This is a genomic window from Gordonia sp. w5E2 (assembly GCF_036540975.1).
Taxonomy (GTDB): domain Bacteria; phylum Actinomycetota; class Actinomycetes; order Mycobacteriales; family Mycobacteriaceae; genus Gordonia; species Gordonia jacobaea.
In genome coordinates this window covers 3,141,343-3,160,338 of the sequence record NZ_CP144213.1, presented here as the reverse complement: position 1 = coordinate 3,160,338, position 18,996 = coordinate 3,141,343, and the positions used below count along the sequence as shown (strand labels likewise).

At 67.2% G+C, this 18,996-nt stretch carries 20 protein-coding genes; 15 read left to right on the top strand and 5 right to left on the bottom strand.

Features of this window, described 5'->3' with window-relative positions; translation table 11 throughout:
• Positions 1 to 107 precede the first annotated feature (107 nt).
• Positions 108 to 1,121: an NAD(P)H-dependent glycerol-3-phosphate dehydrogenase gene (locus tag RND64_RS14225; RefSeq protein WP_049698380.1), complete on the top strand. Its 1,014-nt coding sequence runs from the start codon at positions 108 to 110 to the stop codon at positions 1,119 to 1,121.
• A 37-nt stretch (positions 1,122 to 1,158) separates the two neighbouring features.
• Here RND64_RS14225 and RND64_RS14220 read toward each other — a convergent pair whose 3' ends face one another.
• Both RND64_RS14220 and RND64_RS14215 read right to left on the bottom strand, forming a co-directional pair.
• Complete coding sequence (locus RND64_RS14220) at positions 1,159 to 1,740, bottom strand: DUF3515 domain-containing protein (RefSeq protein WP_049698613.1); 582 nt, start codon at positions 1,738 to 1,740, stop codon at positions 1,159 to 1,161.
• Positions 1,741 to 1,879: 139 nt separating this feature from the next.
• A complete protein-coding gene (locus RND64_RS14215) occupies positions 1,880 to 2,125 on the bottom strand; it encodes an Lrp/AsnC ligand binding domain-containing protein (protein ID WP_049698379.1) in 246 nt (81 codons plus the stop codon).
• 214 nt (positions 2,126 to 2,339) lie between these two features.
• Here RND64_RS14215 and thiL point away from each other — a divergent pair, with 214 nt between their 5' ends.
• From thiL to RND64_RS14200, 3 genes are read left to right on the top strand one after another with little or no spacing between them, the layout of a single operon-like run.
• Positions 2,340 to 3,398: a thiamine-phosphate kinase gene (thiL, locus tag RND64_RS14210; RefSeq protein WP_049698378.1), complete on the top strand. Its 1,059-nt coding sequence runs from the start codon at positions 2,340 to 2,342 to the stop codon at positions 3,396 to 3,398.
• A gap of 43 nt (positions 3,399 to 3,441) precedes the next feature.
• Positions 3,442 to 3,963, top strand: a complete 522-nt coding sequence (locus tag RND64_RS14205) for a gamma carbonic anhydrase family protein (protein WP_049698377.1) — start codon at positions 3,442 to 3,444, stop codon at positions 3,961 to 3,963.
• 2 nt (positions 3,964 to 3,965) lie between these two features.
• Positions 3,966 to 4,646, top strand: coding sequence for a uracil-DNA glycosylase (locus tag RND64_RS14200; RefSeq protein ID WP_049698376.1), 681 nt, complete (start codon positions 3,966 to 3,968; stop codon positions 4,644 to 4,646).
• 34 nt (positions 4,647 to 4,680) lie between these two features.
• On the opposite strand, the gene bluB is transcribed toward RND64_RS14200, so the two are convergent.
• The 3 genes from bluB to rpmB form a co-directional block, all read right to left on the bottom strand.
• Positions 4,681 to 5,313 carry a 5,6-dimethylbenzimidazole synthase gene (gene bluB / locus RND64_RS14195; RefSeq protein WP_049698375.1) on the bottom strand — a complete coding sequence of 211 codons (633 nt, stop codon included), beginning with the start codon at positions 5,311 to 5,313 and terminating at the stop codon, positions 4,681 to 4,683.
• Complete coding sequence (locus RND64_RS14190) at positions 5,310 to 6,122, bottom strand: enoyl-CoA hydratase/isomerase family protein (protein ID WP_083444333.1); 813 nt, start codon at positions 6,120 to 6,122, stop codon at positions 5,310 to 5,312. The genes bluB and RND64_RS14190 overlap by 4 nt, the downstream gene beginning before the upstream one ends.
• An 87-nt stretch (positions 6,123 to 6,209) precedes the next feature.
• Positions 6,210 to 6,401, bottom strand: coding sequence for a 50S ribosomal protein L28 (gene rpmB / locus RND64_RS14185; RefSeq protein WP_005180428.1), 192 nt, complete (start codon positions 6,399 to 6,401; stop codon positions 6,210 to 6,212).
• A 317-nt stretch (positions 6,402 to 6,718) separates the two neighbouring features.
• Between rpmB and RND64_RS14180 the strand changes: the two genes are divergently transcribed.
• The 11 genes from RND64_RS14180 to RND64_RS14130 all read left to right on the top strand — a co-directional run bounded on the left by RND64_RS14180 (position 6,719) and on the right by RND64_RS14130 (position 18,920).
• Positions 6,719 to 8,380 (top strand): DAK2 domain-containing protein, encoded by a 1,662-nt coding sequence (locus RND64_RS14180; protein WP_049698612.1) that lies wholly within the window; start codon positions 6,719 to 6,721, stop codon positions 8,378 to 8,380.
• On the top strand, positions 8,380 to 10,662 hold the full coding sequence (gene recG / locus RND64_RS14175) for an ATP-dependent DNA helicase RecG (RefSeq protein WP_049698373.1): 2,283 nt from the start codon (positions 8,380 to 8,382) through the stop codon (positions 10,660 to 10,662). Before RND64_RS14180 ends, recG begins: the two co-directional genes overlap by 1 nt.
• Positions 10,663 to 10,816: 154 nt before the next feature.
• The gene (locus RND64_RS14170) at positions 10,817 to 11,575 is read left to right on the top strand and encodes an HNH endonuclease family protein (RefSeq protein ID WP_200903227.1); all 759 of its coding nucleotides are present in this window, start codon (positions 10,817 to 10,819) and stop codon (positions 11,573 to 11,575) included.
• A gap of 151 nt (positions 11,576 to 11,726) precedes the next feature.
• Positions 11,727 to 13,010, top strand: a complete 1,284-nt coding sequence (locus RND64_RS14165) for a glutamate-5-semialdehyde dehydrogenase (protein ID WP_049698610.1) — start codon at positions 11,727 to 11,729, stop codon at positions 13,008 to 13,010.
• A complete protein-coding gene (locus tag RND64_RS14160) occupies positions 13,010 to 13,942 on the top strand; it encodes an AAA family ATPase (protein ID WP_049698372.1) in 933 nt (310 codons plus the stop codon). Before RND64_RS14165 ends, RND64_RS14160 begins: the two co-directional genes overlap by 1 nt.
• On the top strand, positions 13,942 to 15,381 hold the full coding sequence (locus RND64_RS14155; protein ID WP_049698371.1) for a vWA domain-containing protein: 1,440 nt from the start codon (positions 13,942 to 13,944) through the stop codon (positions 15,379 to 15,381). Before RND64_RS14160 ends, RND64_RS14155 begins: the two co-directional genes overlap by 1 nt.
• 23 nt (positions 15,382 to 15,404) lie before the next feature.
• A complete protein-coding gene (nadD, locus tag RND64_RS14150; RefSeq protein WP_049698370.1) occupies positions 15,405 to 16,175 on the top strand; it encodes a nicotinate-nucleotide adenylyltransferase in 771 nt (256 codons plus the stop codon).
• Positions 16,172 to 16,534 (top strand): ribosome silencing factor, encoded by a 363-nt coding sequence (rsfS, locus tag RND64_RS14145; RefSeq protein ID WP_005205149.1) that lies wholly within the window; start codon positions 16,172 to 16,174, stop codon positions 16,532 to 16,534. The genes nadD and rsfS overlap by 4 nt, the downstream gene beginning before the upstream one ends.
• On the top strand, positions 16,531 to 17,244 hold the full coding sequence (locus tag RND64_RS14140; protein ID WP_049698369.1) for a histidine phosphatase family protein: 714 nt from the start codon (positions 16,531 to 16,533) through the stop codon (positions 17,242 to 17,244). Before rsfS ends, RND64_RS14140 begins: the two co-directional genes overlap by 4 nt.
• Positions 17,241 to 18,029, top strand: a complete 789-nt coding sequence (gene octT / locus RND64_RS14135; RefSeq protein WP_049698368.1) for a diglucosylglycerate octanoyltransferase — start codon at positions 17,241 to 17,243, stop codon at positions 18,027 to 18,029. Before RND64_RS14140 ends, octT begins: the two co-directional genes overlap by 4 nt.
• Positions 18,030 to 18,038: 9 nt before the next feature.
• On the top strand, positions 18,039 to 18,920 hold the full coding sequence (locus tag RND64_RS14130) for a DegV family protein (RefSeq protein WP_049698367.1): 882 nt from the start codon (positions 18,039 to 18,041) through the stop codon (positions 18,918 to 18,920).
• The last annotated feature ends 76 nt before the right edge of the window (positions 18,921 to 18,996 follow it).

Sequence of the window (18,996 nt, the reverse complement as noted above, 5' to 3'; positions counted from 1 at the left end):
GTGTGGATGCCCGGGGTGCTCGGCGCCGCAGGTTCTTGAATCGACCGGACGGGCATCATCGGCGGTCTACCCTTGACCGAAGCGATGTCGGGCGAATGAGGAGAGTTGTGCGGGCGGTTGTGATGGGTGCCGGGTCTTGGGGCACGGCGACGGCGAAGGTACTCAGCGACGCGGGGACCGATACCACTCTGTGGTGTCGGCGAGAAGAACTCGCCGATCGGATCAACGAGTCGCACACGAATGCCGACTATTTGGCGGGAATCACCCTTCCCTCGAATCTCACGGCGTCGAGCGACATCGCGCACGCACTGACCGGCGCGGATCTCGTGGTGTGCGCTGTCCCGGCGCAGTCCCTGCGCGACAACCTCTCCGACTGGCGTCCGCACCTGAGCGATGACGCCACACTGGTCTCGCTGGCCAAAGGCATCGAGACGTCGACGCTAATGCGGATGAGCGAGGTGATCGCGGAGGTCGCGGAGGTTCCCTCCGAACAGATCGCGGTGCTCACCGGGCCGAACCTCGCCCGTGAGGTCGCCGAGGGTCAGCCCGCGGCCACGGTGATCGCGTGCACAGACCTCTCGCGTGCCGAGCAACTGCAGCAGATGTTCAATACCGGCTACTTCCGGCCCTACACCAACACCGACGTCATCGGGTGCGAGATCGGCGGGGCGGTCAAGAACGTCATCGCGCTCGCGTGCGGTATGGCCAGCGGCGTCGGATTCGGGCAGAACACCCTCGCGACGATCATCACGCGTGGCCTCGCGGAGACCATCAGACTCTCGAGCGCGGTCGGTGGGCAGATAGAGACCCTCGCCGGTCTCGCGGGTATCGGCGACCTCGTCGCAACCTGCTCGTCGCCGCTGTCGCGCAATCGCACCTTCGGTGCTCATCTCGGGCAGGGGGCGACGATGGAAGAGGCGCAGGCTGCAGCGTCGGGTCAGGTCGCAGAGGGCGTGAAATCGTGTACGTCCGTCACGGCACTCGCCGAGAAGTACCAGGTCTCCATGCCGCTCACCGAAGCGGTGAACAGCGTCTGTCACGACGGACTGCCCGTGGCGGACGCGGTCAGCTCATTGCTGGGTCGCAAGACCAAACCGGAGTTCCGTTCCGGCCACGCATAAGCCACTCGCGCTCGAGCCGCGCGAAAGGGGTTGCCACTCAGCCGAAGTCGAGTGGTCCCCGGGGTAGTGTCCGTTCGATGGCGGCCGACACGTCGGTGATCGGTCCGTTGCCCGCGTTCACCGGAACCCACAGCGCGACGTAGGGGCGGTGATCGACGCACACGAACGCCTGCCCGGAACCCTCGATGGAATCGGTGATGAACCACTGCACGGGGTTGACCACCTGCAGGTTGCTGGTGGGGGAGAGCTCCGCCGGGCGGGAGACGCCGCACCGCACGATCACCGGATCGCCCTCTTTGTTCGCAGGCCAACTCGCCTGCGTGTCCGAAACCTTTTTGTCACCGTAGCCCTCGAAGGTCTGTGGCAGCGCGGCGAGGAACTTCGCGCATTCCGCGGGAGTCGACGACTCCGCGGTGTACGACTCGACGGGCGTCGAGTCCGAGGTGTCCGGGCGGAGCGCCGCGAAGACGATGAAGCCCACGATCACCATCACCGGGATCGTCACCAGAGTGGCGATCAGCGCAGGATTCAGCCGCGGGCCGGAGTCGCCGTAGCGTGCGTGCGATGTGTCCTCGGCGCTTTCGGTGGCGTCGGCGTCCTCGGCGTCGTCGGGCTTCACGACGCTTTCGGCGGAGTCGGCCGCGCTGACGGTGTCGGGCTTCTCCGCACGGTCGGCGTTGTTGTCGGGTTCGTCCGGTCCGGGTGGGGTCACGACGACAACCCTAGGACATCGCCTCGCCGCTCCTGTGGCGTGCCGGTCAGTGCGCCGCGTTCACCACCGGGCAGGTCAGGGTGCGTGTGATGCCGTCGACCTTCTGGATCTGAGGTACGACGTCGTTGGTCAGGTGGCCCGCATCGGTGGCCTCGACCCGCACGATCACGTCGTAGGGTCCACTGACCTCCTCGGAGGAGGCAACTCCGGAGATCTCTGCGATCGTCGCCGCCGCCAATGCGGCTCGTCCGACCTCCGTCTGGATCAGTATGTATGCCTGAACCACGGCCATCCTCTCGTATCCACTGTGCCGTCGGCCCCGGGCTGGGGAGCGGCGAGTCGACGCCCGCGGCAAGCCGCCGAAGGCATCCGGCTCCGGTCTCCCGGAAACCACTTCGCGCGTCGAAGCGCCACACGAAGTCACTACACTGTGGGGATATTGTCACCACAACGCCGCGAGAGCGCGAACCGAAACGAATAACCGTGGAGCCGACGAGGAGTTGACAGTGGCAGGTGGCGACGAGAACGCCACGACCCCCGACCACACCCATCCCGCCGACGTCACCGTCGGTGACCTGGGCGAGCGGGCACTCATCTCGCTGTTCACCTCGGCGGCGACGACCGCAACGTCGGGCGACATCGTCGTCGGATCGGGTGACGACGCCGCCGTGTTCGACGCGGGCGGCCCCACCGTCATCAGCACGGACACCGCCGTGCAGGACCGCCACTTTCGTTTCGACTGGTCGACGCCGCGCCAGATAGGCGAGCGTGCGGTGATCCAGAGTGCAGCAGACATCGCGGCGATGGGGGCACGTACGGTCGGCGTCGTCGTGTCGATCGCCTGTCCGGTGAGCACCCCCGCTACAACTGTGACCGAGATCAACGACGGCATCCTGGCCGCGACACATCGTCTCGGCGGTCGTGTGCTCGGCGGCGACCTCGTCGCCGCAGATCAAGTGGTGCTCACCGTCACGTCGGTCGGCGCGCTCGACGGGCTCACCCCGGTGGCGTTGACCGGTGCGCAACCGGGCGACGTCTTGGCCGTGAGCGGACCGCTCGGCAGTGCCGCCGCCGGGCTCGCCGTCCTGCTTGCCGCTGATAACCGCGACGCGGACGAGTGCGATGGTGACGATTCGGAGCGCTCCAACCGGCTACTCGCACAGCATGCCGAAGTAGTGGATGCGCACCGTCTGCCCAACCCCGACCTCTCGGCGGGTGTCGTGGCGGCGCGCGCAGGTGCTCACGCCATGACCGATGTGTCCGACGGGCTCGTCGAGGAGCTGGAGACCCTCGCGGCGGCGTCGAATGTCGCTCTCGCAGTAGACGTCTCGCGAGTTCCGCGAACAGCGGCGACCACGCGCGCCGCGACCGAACTCGGGGAGTCCGACGACGTCTGGGCACTCACGGGGGGTGAAGACCACCAGTTGCTTGCTGCGTTCGCGGCATCCGACGTTCCGTCGGGGTGGGTCGTCATCGGAGACGTCCGCGAACGCACCGGCGATCGCGCACTGGTGTCTCTCGACGGCATTGCGGCGGGTGACCTGCGCGGATGGCAGTCCTTCTGACACCAGTAGGTGGCGGCCGTCACGGCGGTGATTAGATCGTCACATGGCGATTTACGCACTAGACGATCGTGAACCGGTCCTCGGTGACGACGTGTACATCCACCCCGACGCGACGGTGATCGGCGCCGTGACACTGGCAGACGGGGTGTCGGTGTGGCCCGGAGCCGTGCTGCGCGGCGACTACGGGACCATCTCCATCGGCCGGCGAACCAACATCCAGGACGGCACGGTCATCCACTGCACGCCGATCGATCCGACGGTCATCGGCGCCGGTTGCGTCGTCGGACACAACGCCCACATCGAGGGTTCGACGATCGGCGACAACTGTCTGATCGCGTCGGGATCTGTTGTCCTCAACGGGTCGACGGTCGGCGACGGCGCGATTGTCGGAGCGGGAGCCGTTGTGCCATTCAAGTTCTCGGTCCCCGCGCGTGCGATGGCACTCGGCGTGCCCGCGCGCATCCGCGAGGGATTCGAGGTGCCCGCCGACCATGTCGACCTGAACGTCGAGATGTACTACCAGAATTCGCTGTACTACCGATCGAAGCTCAGGAGACTCGACTGATCATGACCCCACAACCGTTGAGCGAACTCATCGATCCCGGTTGGGCGCACGCGCTTGCGCCGGTCGAAGACGACATCGCCCAGATGGGGCAGTTCCTGCGCGACGAGAACGCTGCGGGCCGCGGCTACCTCCCGGCCGGACGAAATGTGTTGCGCGCGTTCACACAACCGTTCGACGACGTCCGCGTGCTCATCGTCGGGCAGGACCCATATCCGACACCAGGGCATGCGGTGGGACTGAGCTTCTCTGTTGCAGAGGATGTTTCGCCCGTCCCGCGCTCGTTGGCCAACATCTACACCGAGTACTGCTCCGACCTCGGGTATCCCAAGCCCGCCAACGGCGATCTGACACCCTGGGCGAAATCGGGTGTGCTACTGCTCAACAGAGTGTTGACCGTTGCTCCCGGCGAGCCCGCGTCGCATCGCAATAAGGGGTGGGAGGCGGTGACCGAGTGCGCGATCAAAGCGCTTGTGTCGCGCGACGAGCCACTCGTGGCCATCCTGTGGGGACGCGACGCCGCCGGCCTGCAGCAGTGGATGCCCGACGTCCCGGTGATCGTGTCACCGCACCCGTCGCCGTTGTCGGCGAGCAAAGGCTTCTTCGGCTCGCGTCCGTTCAGCCGGGCCAATACCGAACTCGAAGACCTCGGCGGCGAACCGATCGACTGGCGCCTGCCTTCCTGAAGCCCCGCGCTCTCCTGAAGCCGCTGCCTTCCTGTCAGCGGACGAAGCGTCGGGCATCGGCGTCGGTGCGCTCCTGCCAGCCGACCCTCTCGAGTTCGGGAATGTCGTCGGCCTCGGTGGGATAACCAAGGCACAGGTATGCCGTGAGTCGCCACGTGTCGGGTACGCCGAGATCGGTTGCCACGGTGGGGGCGTCGAGGATGGACACCCAGCCGACGCCGACGCCGCGCGCCCGCGCCGCCAGCCATAGCGTCGTGACGGCGGTGACCGTCGAGTAGTCGAGGGTCTCGGGCATCGTCCGCTTACCGAGGCCGTGTCCCTGTGTGCCCGCGTGGTCGGTGAAGACGGCGAGCTGGATCGGAGCGTCGTCGAGTCCGGAGAGCTTCAGCTCCGCGTACGCACGCTTGCGCTCGCCCGCGTACCCGTCGAGTGCTTCGGCGTTGCACTCGACGAAGTTACGGCGGATGTGAGCGCGAGCCTCGGCCGAGTCGACGCGCACCCATCGCCACGGTTGGCTGTTGCCGACCGACGGGGCGAGCTCGGCTCGTGCCAGCAGTTCGTCGAGCAGCCCCGGCTCCAGCGGGTCGGAGCGGAAATGTCGGACGTCACGACGCCACGCGAACAACGTGTCGAGGTCTTCGATGAACGAGGCGTCGAACGTCGTCACCGATCGCGTGCCGCTGCGAAGTCGGGGGTCCGCTTGCCCACGAACGCGTCGACGCCCTCGACACCCTCCGCGGAGCCGCTGTTGGTGGAGATCGCGTGCGCCTCGGCAGCGAGCTGATCGCGGAGGGTTGCGGTGGCCGACCCGCTCAGGAGTGCGCGCGTCGCGGCCAGTCCGGCGCGCGGACCCGCGGCGAGTGTGCGGGCGATCTCGGCGGCGGTGTCGTCGATCTCGGTGTCGTCGACGAGGCGCGAGAGGATGCCCCACGCGAGCCCCTCGTCGGCGGTGATGACTCTGTCGGTGAGGATGATGTCGCGGGCGCGGGCCGCTCCGACGGTGCGCGGGAGGGTCCACGTCATGCCGCCGTCCGGCGACAGGCCGATTCCGGTGTAGGCCGGACGCAGGTTGGTCGACGGCCCACCGATCGCGATGTCTGCGTGCAACACGATGCTCAGCCCGGCCCCCGCAGCCCAGCCACGCACACCCGCGACGACCGGACGATCAGCGTCGAGCAGGGCGGTGACGAAGTCGTGGAAGGTGTCGGCGAGAGCGCGGATGAAGGTGGGGCGGTGCTCGGCAGAGGCGAAATCGCGCACGTTGCCGCCCGCGCAGAAGTTTCGGCCCGCGCCGAGCAACAGGATCGCGCCGACTTCGCGTTCGCCGCGTGCGATCTCACGCAGGGCGGTTGTTGCCGATTTCAGTGAGGCGTCGTCGAGTGCGCCGCCCTTGCCCGCATCGGAGATGCGTAGGACGAGGACGTCGCCGTCCTGTGTCACAGCCGAGTCTGCCGGGGACGTTGTGGTCGAGGTCATGGACGACACCCTAACCCGGAGATGCAGACAACCCGACCCCGGGGCCGAGCGTTCGCTCGGTCGGGATCGGGTTGTTAGTTCTCGCGATCAGGCGAGAGTGGTCTTGCCGGCCTTCAGGCAGGAGGTGCAGACGTTCTTACGCTTGCGGTTGCCCGGGGCCACCTCGACACGCACAGACTGGATATTGGGATTCCAGCGGCGGTTGGTACGGCGGTGCGAGTGCGAAACGGACTTGCCGAAGCCCGGACCCTTGCCGCAGACGTCACAGACGGCAGCCATTGTCGAACTCCCTTGATAGATGGAATGATCTTGCGGTTACGCCAGCTCGCTACTCGCGGAAACGCAACGTCATCCACGGCAGCGGCAAGGCAACCCTGCAAGGGTAACCGTCCGGGTGCGTCACCACCAAATCCGGGCCGGGCGTGATCTGCCGCGGGGCTTGCGGCGAATGCGCCGGACCCGCCGACGGCGACCGTGTCGGCGACTCCGAGTAATCTCTCACACATCCTGGGCAGCACGTGTCGTGGCACTTTTCGACGACGTGGATTTTCGACGGCGTGGAGACACGCGTGAGCCCCCGCGGTGAAGGAGGACCCATGTCGACTGACGGTGGACTCGTTCGCGTGATGAATCCGCAGGTTCTGCGTGACTGGGCGCAGGAGTGTGTGGCCCGGCTCGAGGAACTGCGCGGCGAGATCAACGACCTCAACGTCTTCCCGATTCCGGATTCGGACACCGGCAGCAACATGCTGTTCACCATGCGGTCTGCTGCCGACGTCGTCACCGCCCTTCCGGTCGACGCCGACGTGGTCGCCGTGACGCGGGCCATGGCAGAAGGTGCTGTGGCCAACGCGCGCGGCAATTCCGGCGTCATCATGTCGCAGATCCTGGTCGGCCTCGCCGACGCCGTGGAGATCGGCGCACCGGACGGGCAGTTGACGTTTTCGCAGCTCGCGGTATCGGGTCTGAGGCTTGGATCGTTGGCAGCGCAGCGCGCGGTGAGCGACCCCAGGGAGGGCACCGTCCTGACGCTGCTGACCATCGCCGCGGAGTCTGCGGCGCGTCACTCCGGCGAGACCGCCGCCGACCAGGCCCGCGCGATCGCCGACGATGTGGCCGATGGTCTGGAGCGCACTCCCGAACAGCTCCCCGAACTGGCGTCGGCGGGCGTCGTCGACGCCGGCGGTCGGGGTTTCCTCGCCATGCTCGACGCGATGGTCGGGGTGCTCACCGGTGTCACACAGCGACGTCGTCGGTACCGCGGAATCCTCACCGGGGGAGGGCAGCCCGGACATCCCGTCGACGAGACGTGCGACGGCCCGGGCGACATGGACTTCGAGGTGATGTATCTGCTCACCGGGGCTGCGGGCGAGAGCATCGCGACGCTGCGATCCGAACTCGGCGAACTCGGCGACGCCGTGGTGATCGTCGGCGACAGTTCGCCGTCGGGTGAACGGTTCTCTGTGCACGTCCACACCGACGACCCGGGCGCCGCGGTCGAGGCAGCGATAGCACACGGCAACGTCTCCGACATCCGGATCTCCTGCTTTGCTCTCGATTCGATTCGTGCACAAGCCAATTCGATGGAGCCGCCGCCTCGTCACCGGCGCGCCGTCGTCGCGGTCGTACGCGGCGATGGCGCTGCGGAGCTTTTCGCCGAGGCCGGGGCAGCCGTTGTCCGCGCCGACGACGGTGTCACGCCGGAAGCGCTTGCCGCCGCCATTCGCGCCACCGATTCGGCACACGTGGTGGTCATGGCGAACGGGTCGTTGACGTCGCAGGATCTGGTGAGCGTCGCAGCGGAGGTCCGGTCTGCGCAACGGTCGGTGATCTCGTTGCCGACCTCATCGATGGCGCAGTGTCTCGCGGCCCTCGCGGTCCACGACCCCTCCGAGTCGCCGGATGCCGACGCCTACGCGATGGCCGAAGCCGCCGCGGGTGCACGCTGGGGTTCGCTGCTGCTCGCCGACGAGCGGATGATCACCCTCGCCGGAACCTGCGACGTCGGAGATGTGTTGGGCCTCATCGGCTCTGATGTCCTTGTCATCGCGCCCGAGCAGACAGCCGCTGTCGTGTCGCTGGTCGATCTCATGTTGGCGACAGGTGGCGAGATGGTCACCGTCCTTGCGGGCTCGGGCGTCGACCGCGAGGCGTTGGCGGCGCTCGAGGCGCAGATCCGGCGGGCATATCCGGGCGTGGAAATGGTCGTGTACGAGACTGGTCAGACCGACGATCTGATGCAAGTGGGTATCGAATAGTGGTCCGTGCATCCGACTCTCTGTCCGATGTCTTCAACACCGAACGTGCGGCGAGTCTCGCGTCGTTGGGGCTCGCGACCGTCGGGGAACTGCTGCGTTACGCACCGCGTCGGTATCTCACGCATGGTCAACCCTCGGAGGAGCAGGACCTGACCGAGGGGGAGTGGGTCACGGTTGTCGGACGCATCACCCGTGCCGACCTGATCCGCATGAAGAAGCGTCACGGGCAGTTCCTGAAGGTGACCGTCGACGACGGCAACCGCTCCTACGAGGTCAGCTTCTTCAATCCGCGTTTCATCAAGAACGCACTGAAACCCGGCACTCGGCTCATGGTGGCGGGCACTGTGAAGTTCTTCCGCGAGCAGCCGCAACTCTCCCATCCCGAGTGGATGGTTCTGCCGGACGGCGACGTCGAGGTCGATCGTGTCGTCGGGTCGGCGATGCTCGCCGAGATGTATGCGGCAGAGGCCGAGATCACCGGCGAGCAGCGGCGCCCGGGAGCGCACTCGGCCGACATCGCCGCCGCGTTCGATCGAGCAATCGTGCCGCTGTATCCCGCGAACCGTGAAATCCAGACGTGGGACATCTGGGCGTCGATTCGCCAGGTCCTCGACGACGTCGAGCCGTTCGTCGACCCGCTGTCCGACGACGAACGCGAACGCCGCGGGTTGATGTCGCTCGACGAGGCGATCCGCACCATCCATGTCCCCGACTCCGATGCGAACGTCACCGCCGCGAACGAACGCCTGAAATTCGACGAGGCGCTCGCGATCCAGACCGTCCTCGCGCAGCGCCGCCTCGCGGGTCGTGCAGAGTCGGCGCCCGCGTGCCCGCACGTTCCCGGCGGCCTGGAAGACCGCCTGCTGCAACGACTTCCGTTCACTCTCACCGACGGGCAGCAGTTGGTGCTCGCCGAGATCGCCGACGACCTCGGCCACCCGACGCCGATGAGCAGGCTGCTGCAGGGAGAAGTGGGTTCCGGCAAGACCCTCGTGTCGTTGCTCGCCATGCTGCGTGTAGTCGACAACGGTCACCAGTGCGCGATTCTCGCGCCGACGGAAGTTCTTGCCGCGCAGCATCTTCGGACCATCACGTCGATGCTCGGCGATCTGGGCACTGCCGGTGAACTCGGCGCCGCCGACGGCGCGACGAGTGTGGTGTTGCTGACCGGCTCGATGAAGACCAAGGGCAAACGTCAGACACTGCTCGACGTGGTGACCGGCAAGGCGGGCATCGTCGTCGGAACCCACGCGCTGCTCGAGGAGAGGGTCGAGTTCTTCGATCTCGGCATGGTCGTAGTCGACGAACAGCACCGCTTCGGCGTCGAACAACGAGATGTGTTGCGGGGTCGTGGCCGCGACCATCTCATGCCCCACTTCCTGGTGATGACGGCGACACCGATCCCGCGGACGGTGGCGATGACGGCGTTCGGCGACCTCGACACGTCGGTGCTCACCGAACTCCCCAAGGGGCGTCAACCGATCACCACGACGGTGGTGCCGACGGCGAAACCCCAATGGATCGAACGCATGTGGGGTCGCGCCGCGGAGGAGATCGAAGCCGGGCGGCAGGTGTACATCGTGTGTTCGCGCATCGGCGACATCGAGCCTGCCGCACCCAAGCGTGGCGCGAGCAAACGCACTGCGGGCGAGGAAGCCGACGCGCAGCAGCAGACCACCTCCGTTCTCGACCTCTACGACGAGCTGCTCGTCGGACCGCTCGGCAGCCATCGGCTCGCGGTCCTGCACGGGCGGCTTCCCGCCGATGAGAAGAACGAGGTCATGGACGCGTTCGGGCGCGGCGAGATCGATGCGATCGTGGCGACGACCGTGATCGAGGTCGGTGTCGACGTTCCCAATGCGTCGATGATGATCATCGTCGACGCAGAGAGATTCGGGGTCAGCCAGCTCCACCAACTCCGCGGACGTGTCGGTCGTGGCGGCCATCCCGGCTTGTGCCTGCTGATGACGTCGACAAAACCGGTGTCGCAGGCGATGGAACGGCTGCGGGCCGTCGAGGCATCGACCGACGGATTCGAACTCGCTCGCGTCGACCTGCTGCAGCGCCGCGAAGGTGATCTGCTCGGCTCGCTGCAGTCGGGTGGGGTGTCGTCGCTGCGTCACCTCTCGCTGCTCGACGACGTCGACGTGATCGCCGACGCCCGCGAACTGGCCGAGTCCGTGGTGGCAACCGACCTGCCGCTGGCCGACCACCGGCCACTCGCCGACCTCGTCGACGCCATTCTCGTGCCCAACAAGGTGCGCTACCTCGACAAATCCTGACCCGGCTCGCCTGCGTCCCGAACCCGGGTGCCAAACGCCGCCCGAACCCGCAGACGCGGCTGGTGTACCGACCGCGTTCACCAGATCGAGCCGCGTTTGCGACGCAGCTGCCGGATAGGGGAACCGCGGGCCGCCGCGCGGCGTCGAAGATGGCGTGAATCCTGTCATCGCGGTGCCGCTGTACCGGCTGCGGATGCGCTACCGGCACGCTCGACGCGACGCGCAGTGGCCCGCGCGCAGGTGGGCGGTCACTGTCGCGTTCGTGCTCACCGCGGTCGTCGTGGCCGTGGGTGTGTACCGCGACGTCCCGCGCGCGCGATCGGGGCAGTGGCACGCCGGTGCGCAGCAGGCACTCCGCGAACTCGCAGGGGTGCCCGTCGTCGCTGCGCGTACCGGCCGCGACGACTACGAGCGGTCGGCGTTCGGGGCGTCGTGGACCGACGACGCGAGCGTGACGGGAGGCGGAAACGGCTGCGATACCCGAAACGACGTGCTGACCCGCGACCTCGGAGATGTGCGCGTCGGGTCGGTGACGTCGTGTCCGCGCGCTGTCCTCGCAGGCGAACTGCGCAGTCCCTACACCGGTAAGACGGTCGTGTTCCGGCGTGACCGCAATGCGACGGCCGTTCAGATCGACCACATCGTGCCGCTGGCTTTCGCGTGGGACATGGGTGCGTTCGGGTGGTCGGCTCGGCGTCGCGTCGAGCTGGCAAACGACCCGGCCAACCTGGTCGCCGTCGACGCGGCGTCGAATCAGGAGAAGAGCGACAGCGAACCCGCCCGGTGGCTGCCGCCCAATCGCGGTTTCCACTGTCAGTACGCAATCGAGTTCGTCGTGGTGAGCCGCGCGTACGGATTGGCGGTCGATGCCGCGTCGCGGCGCGTGCTCGCCGGGATACTCAACCGTTGCTGACATGCGGCGTCTCGACGTCCGGCCCGCGGTGGCGTTCTCGGGTGGGCGATCTTGGGGCCGAATGGTGCGGGGACGTACCCTGGACATGTTGTCCACCGGCAGTGCCGCGCAGGACCCAATCGTCTGCCGTGAACTCGAAACCGAGGTATTGATGAGCGCACCCACCGTGACCGGAAGGCAGGCCGCGACCGCGCCCGACGTCGAAGAAGTCGTGCACGCGCAGGCCCGCGCCGCCCGTACCGCCTCCCGAGCGCTGGCAGCGCTCACCACGACAGCCAAGAACGCCGCGCTGCTCGCCGCTGCCGACGCCGTCGACGCGAACACCGAGACCATCCTGGCCGCGAACGCCGACGATGTCGCGCGCGCGGAGGAGGCCGGAACCGAGGCAAACCTGATCGACCGACTCCGCCTGACCCCCGAGCGCGTCGCGGGCATCGCCGACGGGCTGCGTCAGGTCGCGATCCTTCCCGATCCGATCGGCGAGATCGTCGCCGGCAAGACGCTTCCCAACGGTCTGCGCCTGCGGCAGGTACGCGTGCCGCTCGGTGTGGTCGGCATCGTCTACGAGGCGCGGCCGAACGTGACGGTCGACGCCTTCGGAATCGCGTTCAAATCCGGAAACGCTGTGCTGCTTCGCGGTTCGTCGTCGGCGGCGTCGTCGAACGCCGAGCTCGTCCGCATTCTCCGCGACGTCGTCGCAGGCGCGGGCATTCCGTCCGATGTCGTGTCGCTGCTGCCCAGTGACGACCGTTCGAGTGTCACCGCGCTGATCCGCGCGCGTGGGCTCGTCGACGTCGTGATTCCTCGCGGGGGCGCCGGTTTGATCAACGCGGTCGTCGCGAACGCCACGGTCCCCACGATCGAGACCGGAACCGGAAACTGCCACGTCTACGTGCATGCGCTCGCCGATGTCGGTGTCGCGACCCGCATCATCCTCAACGCCAAGACCCGACGACCGAGCGTGTGCAACGCGGCGGAGACAGTGCTCGTCGACAAAGCGATCGCCGCCGACGCGCTGCCCAGGATCAGTCAGGCCCTGCAGTCACAGGGTGTCGTGATCCACGGCGACGAGCCGGGCATGGAGCCGGCCGACGAGTCCGACTGGTCCGACGAGTACCTCTCGATGGACATCGCGATAAAGGTGGTCGACGGACTCGACGCCGCTGTCGCTCACATCGACACCTATGGAACCGGGCATACCGAGGCCATCGTGACCACCGACCTCGCCGCGGCCGAGGAGTTCACGAACCGGGTCGACGCCGCAGCCGTGATGGTCAATGCGTCGACTGCCTTCACCGACGGCGAGCAGTTCGGCTTCGGAGCAGAGATCGGCATCTCGACGCAGAAGCTGCACGCTCGCGGACCGATGGGACTGCCGGAACTCACCTCCACCAAGTGGATCGTGTGGGGCGACGGCCAGATCCGGCCCGCGTGATGACCGACTCCACAACGACTCACAGCCCGGCGACACAGGACGCGGCTCCTATCGTTCCCTCGTTCGCAGCGGTGCACGACGTCGTCGACAGGCTGCGCGCCACCGGCTATCTGGCCGACGACGCGACGGCGACCTCGACCTTCCTCGCGGACCGGCTCGGTAAGCCGCTGCTCGTCGAAGGTCCTGCGGGAGTGGGCAAGACGGAGTTGGCGCGTGCCATCGCCGCGGCCACCGACGCAGAGCTCGTGCGTCTGCAGTGCTACGAGGGAATCGACGAGGCGCGTGCACTCTACGAGTGGAACCACGCCAAGCAGATCCTGCACATCCAGGCGACCGGCACGCGCGACTGGGCCGAGGCGAAGACCGACATCTTCTCCGAGGAGTTCCTGCTCCCGCGACCACTGCTGACAGCGATCTCGCGTACCGATCCCACCGTGCTCCTGATCGACGAGGTCGACAAGGCCGACGTCGACGTCGAGGGGCTGCTGCTCGAGGTGCTCAGCGACTTCGCAGTGACCATCCCGGAGATGGGGACCGTCGTCGCGTCGCGTCGACCGATCGTGATCCTGACGTCGAACGCGACGAGGGAGTTGTCGGAGGCGCTGAAACGTCGCTGCCTCTACCTCTTCATCGATTTCCCCGACGCTGCGCGCGAGAAGGAGATTCTCGAGTCGCGAGTTCCGAACCTGCCCGACGCGCTCGCCTCCGAACTGGTCCGCATCGTCGGCGTGCTGCGCACCCTCGACATTCGGAAGAAGCCGTCGGTCGCCGAGACCATCGACTGGGCGAACACACTGCTCGCGCTGGGCGCGGGTGAGGAACGCTCGAAGGGCGGCCGACTTGACGAAGGCCTGATCGCACGCACCCTGGGCGTCGTGCTCAAGCATCGTCCCGACCTGAAGACCGCCGTCAAAGAACTCAAGCTGGGCTGATGTCCGGGGCCGGACCCGCCACGGGCGACATCGCGACGGCAGTGCCGCTCGTCGATCACCTCACCGACTTCGTCGATGCGCTGCGGCGACGGGGGATTGCGGTCGGTCCGTCGGCGCTGATCGACGCCGCGCGGGCGATGGAGGTCCTCGACCTGCTCGACCGCAGTAGTCTGCGCGAGGGACTCGCGGCGACCCTCGTCGACGATCACATGCACCGGCCGGCCTTCGACCGCATCTTCGACCTCTGGTTTCCCGTCGCGATCGGTGCGTGCAGCGCGGAGGAGGAGCTGCCGCGCGACGAGTCCGGCGAGGTCGACGTCGATGCCGTGCGCGAGATGCTCGCAGAGTTACTCGCAGACGAGTCGGCCGACGCAGACGGACGTCTGTCCGCCGCGGTCGCGCAGGTGGTCGACGAGATGGGCCGCTACCAGTCGAGCCGCGGGGAGGCGTACTCGGCGTATCAGGCGCTCTCGAGCATCGATCCCCAGACACTGATCGCACGGATCGCCGCAGCGATGGCGGGCGGATCGGGTGACGACCTGAGCGTCGGCGACGATCCGACGTTCCGGCGGGCCGCCCGCGAACGCGCCAACCGCCTGCGCACCGCGATCGAGGTGGAGACGCAGCGTCGGATGGCCGACCGCAACGGACGCGAGAAGGTCAGCGACTACGCGGTGCCGACGCTGCCCGAGAACATCAACTTCCTCTCGGCAGGCAAGAAGGACCTCACCGAGATCCGACGGACCGTCGCCCCGCTCGCGCGTCTGTTGGCCTCCCGCTTGGAGATTCGACGACGCCGCGCCCACCGGGGTGCAGTCGACGTCCGTGCGACGCTGCGCGCGTCGATGTCGACGGGCGGGGTTCCGATCGAACTCAAGAACCGCAAGCCGCGCCCCGGGCGCCCCGAACTGGTGATCATCTGCGACGTATCGGGTTCGGTATCCGGGTTCTCGCAGTTCACGCTGCAACTCGTCTACGCGCTGCGCCAGCAGTTCGCGAAGGTTCGGATCTTCGCATTCGTCGACACCGTCGACGACGTCACCGAGTACTTCACCGACGACGAGGGGTTCGGCGGCACCGACATCGGTGAGGCGATGCATCGCATGTTGACGCAGGCCCGGCTCATCACGCGTGACGGTCATTCCGACTACGGGCACATGCTGCGCGGGTTCGTCGACGCCTACGGCGACACGCTGACACATCGCGGAGCGCTGCTGATCCTTGGCGACGCCCGCAACAACTACCACGACGCCTCCGAGGACTCGCTGCGCGAGTTGGTGGAGCGTGCGCGTCACGCGTATTGGCTCAACCCGGAGGCGCATGGCGACTGGGGTACCGGCGATTCCGCGGCCGACGACTACGCGGAGATCATCGACATGTTCGAGTGTCGCAACGCCACGCAGCTGTCCGCGGTCATCGCCGACCTCCTGCCGGTGTGATCGCTCGCGTAAACTGACCCCTCATGGCACATGACCGTCCGCGTGTACGCCGGATCGGTGTGATGGGCGGAACGTTCGATCCCATCCACAACGGGCACCTCGTGGCAGCCAGTGAGGTCGCGAACCGGTTCTCGCTCGACGAGGTGATCTTCGTCCCGACCGGACGGCCATGGCAGAAGCTGACAGAAGACGACGGGGAGGTTCCCGACCGGACGAAGCAGGTCAGTCCCCCCGAAGACCGCTACCTGATGACGGTCATCGCGACGGCGTCGAATCCGCAGTTCAGCGTGAGTCGCGTCGACATCGATCGCGAGGGATTCACCTACACAGTCGACACGCTGCGGGATCTGCGCAAGACCCTTCCCGACGCTCAGCTCTACTTCATCACCGGCGCCGACGCGTTGGAATCGATCCTGTCGTGGCAGGACTGGGAGGAACTGTTCGAGCTCGCGAACTTCGTCGGGGTGAGCCGACCGGGATACGAGTTGAACGCCAGTCATCTGGCCACGCATCTGCGGAATCTGCCAGCCGATACGCTTCATCTGATGGAGATTCCCGCCCTGGCGATCTCCTCGACGGACTGTCGGGCACGCGCGGCGACGGGACGACCGGTCTGGTACCTGGTGCCAGACGGCGTCGTCCAGTACATCGCCAAGCGCAGGCTCTACCGCAGGCCGCGGGTGAACTCGCCGGGTGTGTCGGCGCCACTCAAGAGCGACGCCGACGACAAACCGACAAGCTCCGACACCTCAACACACCGTGCGGAAACGCAACGCTCGAAAGGACGAACGTGACAGCAGCAGCCGAGTCACTGGACATGGCGAAGGTGGCAGTCGCTGCCGCGCAGGACAAGGTCGCCACCGATGTCACGGTGATCGACGTGTCCGAACAACTCGTCATCACCGACCTGTTCGTGATCGCGTCGGCTGACAACGAGCGTCAGGTCAACGCGGTCACCGACGAGATCGAAGACAAGATGCGCGAGGCGGGCTACAAGCCAGTCCGACGCGAAGGCACACGTGAGGGGCGCTGGGCGCTGCTCGACTACGTCGACATCGTCGTGCACGTCCAGCATGCCGACGAGCGTGCCTACTACGCGCTCGATCGGCTGTGGCAGGACTGCCCGGTCATCGACCTGGAGCCGCAGGCGTGAGTGGAGCGCCCGACGACCACGACACCTCCGTCGAACGACTCACCCCGGTGGTCCGCAGGCTGATCCTGCTGCGGCACGGGCAGACCGAGTACAACGCGACGAGCCGGATGCAGGGCCAACTCGACACCGACCTCTCCGATCTCGGTGTGCGGCAAGCGAAGTCGGCCGCCGCCGCACTCGCCGAACGCAATCCGATGCTCATCCGCTCGTCGGATCTGCGGCGCGCTCGCGACACCGCCGAAGCGCTCGCTGTGCTGACCGGGCTGCCCGTCGAGACCGATGAACGGCTCCGCGAAACCCACCTCGGTGAGTGGCAGGGTATGACGCACTACGAGGTCGACGACGTCATGCCCGGTGCGCGCGCACTGTGGCGTGACGACGCCACGTGGCGCCCGCCGGGCGGGGAGAGCCGCGTCGACGTCGCTGCCCGCGCCCTACCGGTCGTCGACGAACTGCTCGCGCGCGTGGACGACTGGGGGAGCGGCGCGACGCCGGAGTCGCCCGTCGTGCTCGTCGCGCACGGAGGTGTGATTGCTGCGATGACCGCCGCGCTCCTCGACCTTCCCGTCGCCAACTGGCCGGTGTTCGGCGGTCTCGCCAACACGAGTTGGGTGCAACTGTCGGGCCATGGACTCCCCGGCGAGAAGCCGCGGTGGCGGCTGGACGTGTGGAACGCATCGGCCGAGGTCGCCGACGCAGGGGTGCAGTGACCGACGCGGTTGTCGCGAGCACGCCTGACGACTGCCTGCTCATCCTCTCCGACTCGCTCGCCTACTTCGGGCCCAAGGGTGGGCTGCCCGCCGACGACGCTCGCATCTGGCCGAACATCGTCGGGGCGCGGTGTGGTCTGCCGGTGCGGCTGTTCGGGCGGATCGGCTGGACCAGTCGGGACGTCTGGTGGGCGATGACCCAGGACCCGAACATCTGGGCCGCGGTACCGCACGCACGCGCAGTGATCCTCGCGTTCGGCGGAATGGATTCGTTGCCGTCGCCGCTTCCGACCGCGCTACGCGAGCAGATCAGGTACGTGCGGCCGGGCCGACTCCGCCAGATTGTCCGGTCGGCATATCAGTGGGTCCAGCCGCGTGCGTCGAAAATCGGCTGGCCGGTGGCCCTGCCGCCGACGGTGACCATCGAATACCTCGACAAGATCTACGAGGCGCTGACCCAGTTGCGCCCCGATCTGCCGATCGTCGTGTGCCTGCCGTCGACGCATCGGAGTCCCTATTACGGGTACGTCCACAGCGGGCGGATACCGACGACCGCGGCGATGCGTGCGTGGTGTGAGCGACGCGGGGTCTCCTACGCCGACTTCTATCCTCCGACCCGCGATGCGTACGACGATCCCGATGCTGCGAACCCCGACGCTGCGATGAACCCCGACGGTATCCACTGGGGCTTTGCGTGCCACCGGGCGGTCGCCGACGTCGTCGCGGCGCCGGTTCTGCGGGTGCTCGACGATCCGGATGTCCGAACCGGACGGCGCACCGGCTAACGTAGACGGGTGCCTGTTGTCGTCGTCACAGATTCCTCTGCGCGGTTGCCCGCTGCCGTTGCCGACAGCTACGACATCATCCAGGTTCCGTTGCATCTGACGCTCGACGGAGTCGACTACCTCGAAGACGACGACAACGTTCCCGCCGACATCGTGTCGACGCCGGGCGTAACGACTGCGGGCGCCACTCCGCATGATCTGGTGCAGGCGTACGGCGAAGCCATCGAACGCAGTGAGGGCGACGGGGTCGTCGCGGTCCACATGTCGCGAAAGCTGTCCGGCACGTGGAGCGCTGGGCGCCTGGCCGCAGAGGACTACTCGGGGCAGGTGCGGGTGGTCGACTCGCGGTCTGTGGGATTGGCAGTTGGATTCGTCGCCATCGCAGCAGCGCAAGCCGCTCGCGACGGGGCCGATCGGGATCGCGCGTACGAAGCCGCCATCCGCCAGGCCGCGACTGTCGAATCGCTGCTCTGCGTGCAGAATCTCGACAATCTCCGCAACAGCGGGCGAATCAGCGCGGCGAGCAAGATGCTCGGGTCCGCGTTGTCGATCAAACCGATCCTGCACGTCGTCGACGGCACGCTGACTCTGCGTGAACGCACGCGCACGTTCTCCAAAGCGCTGGACAAGATGGCCGAAGCGGCCGTCGACTACGCCGACGGCCGCGCGGTGACTCTCGGAGTGCAGCATTGCCAAGCTCCCGCTGCCGCAGCCGATCTCGTCGTCCGGTTGCGGGAGAACCTGCGGAGCGTGACGTCGAGCATCACTGTCGATCTCGGTCCTGTGCTCGGCTGTCACGTCGGCCCCGGCGCGGTCGGCGTGGTGATCGGTACCCAACTCGATCCCATCACCAGGGGACAGTCGGAGGCCGAGGGGTTGTCCACACCCTGACCGTCGTCCACAGGGCGGCGTCGATGCACGGTCGACGAGCCGGTGTGATGGTGCGTCCGCCGTAGCGTCAGAGGCT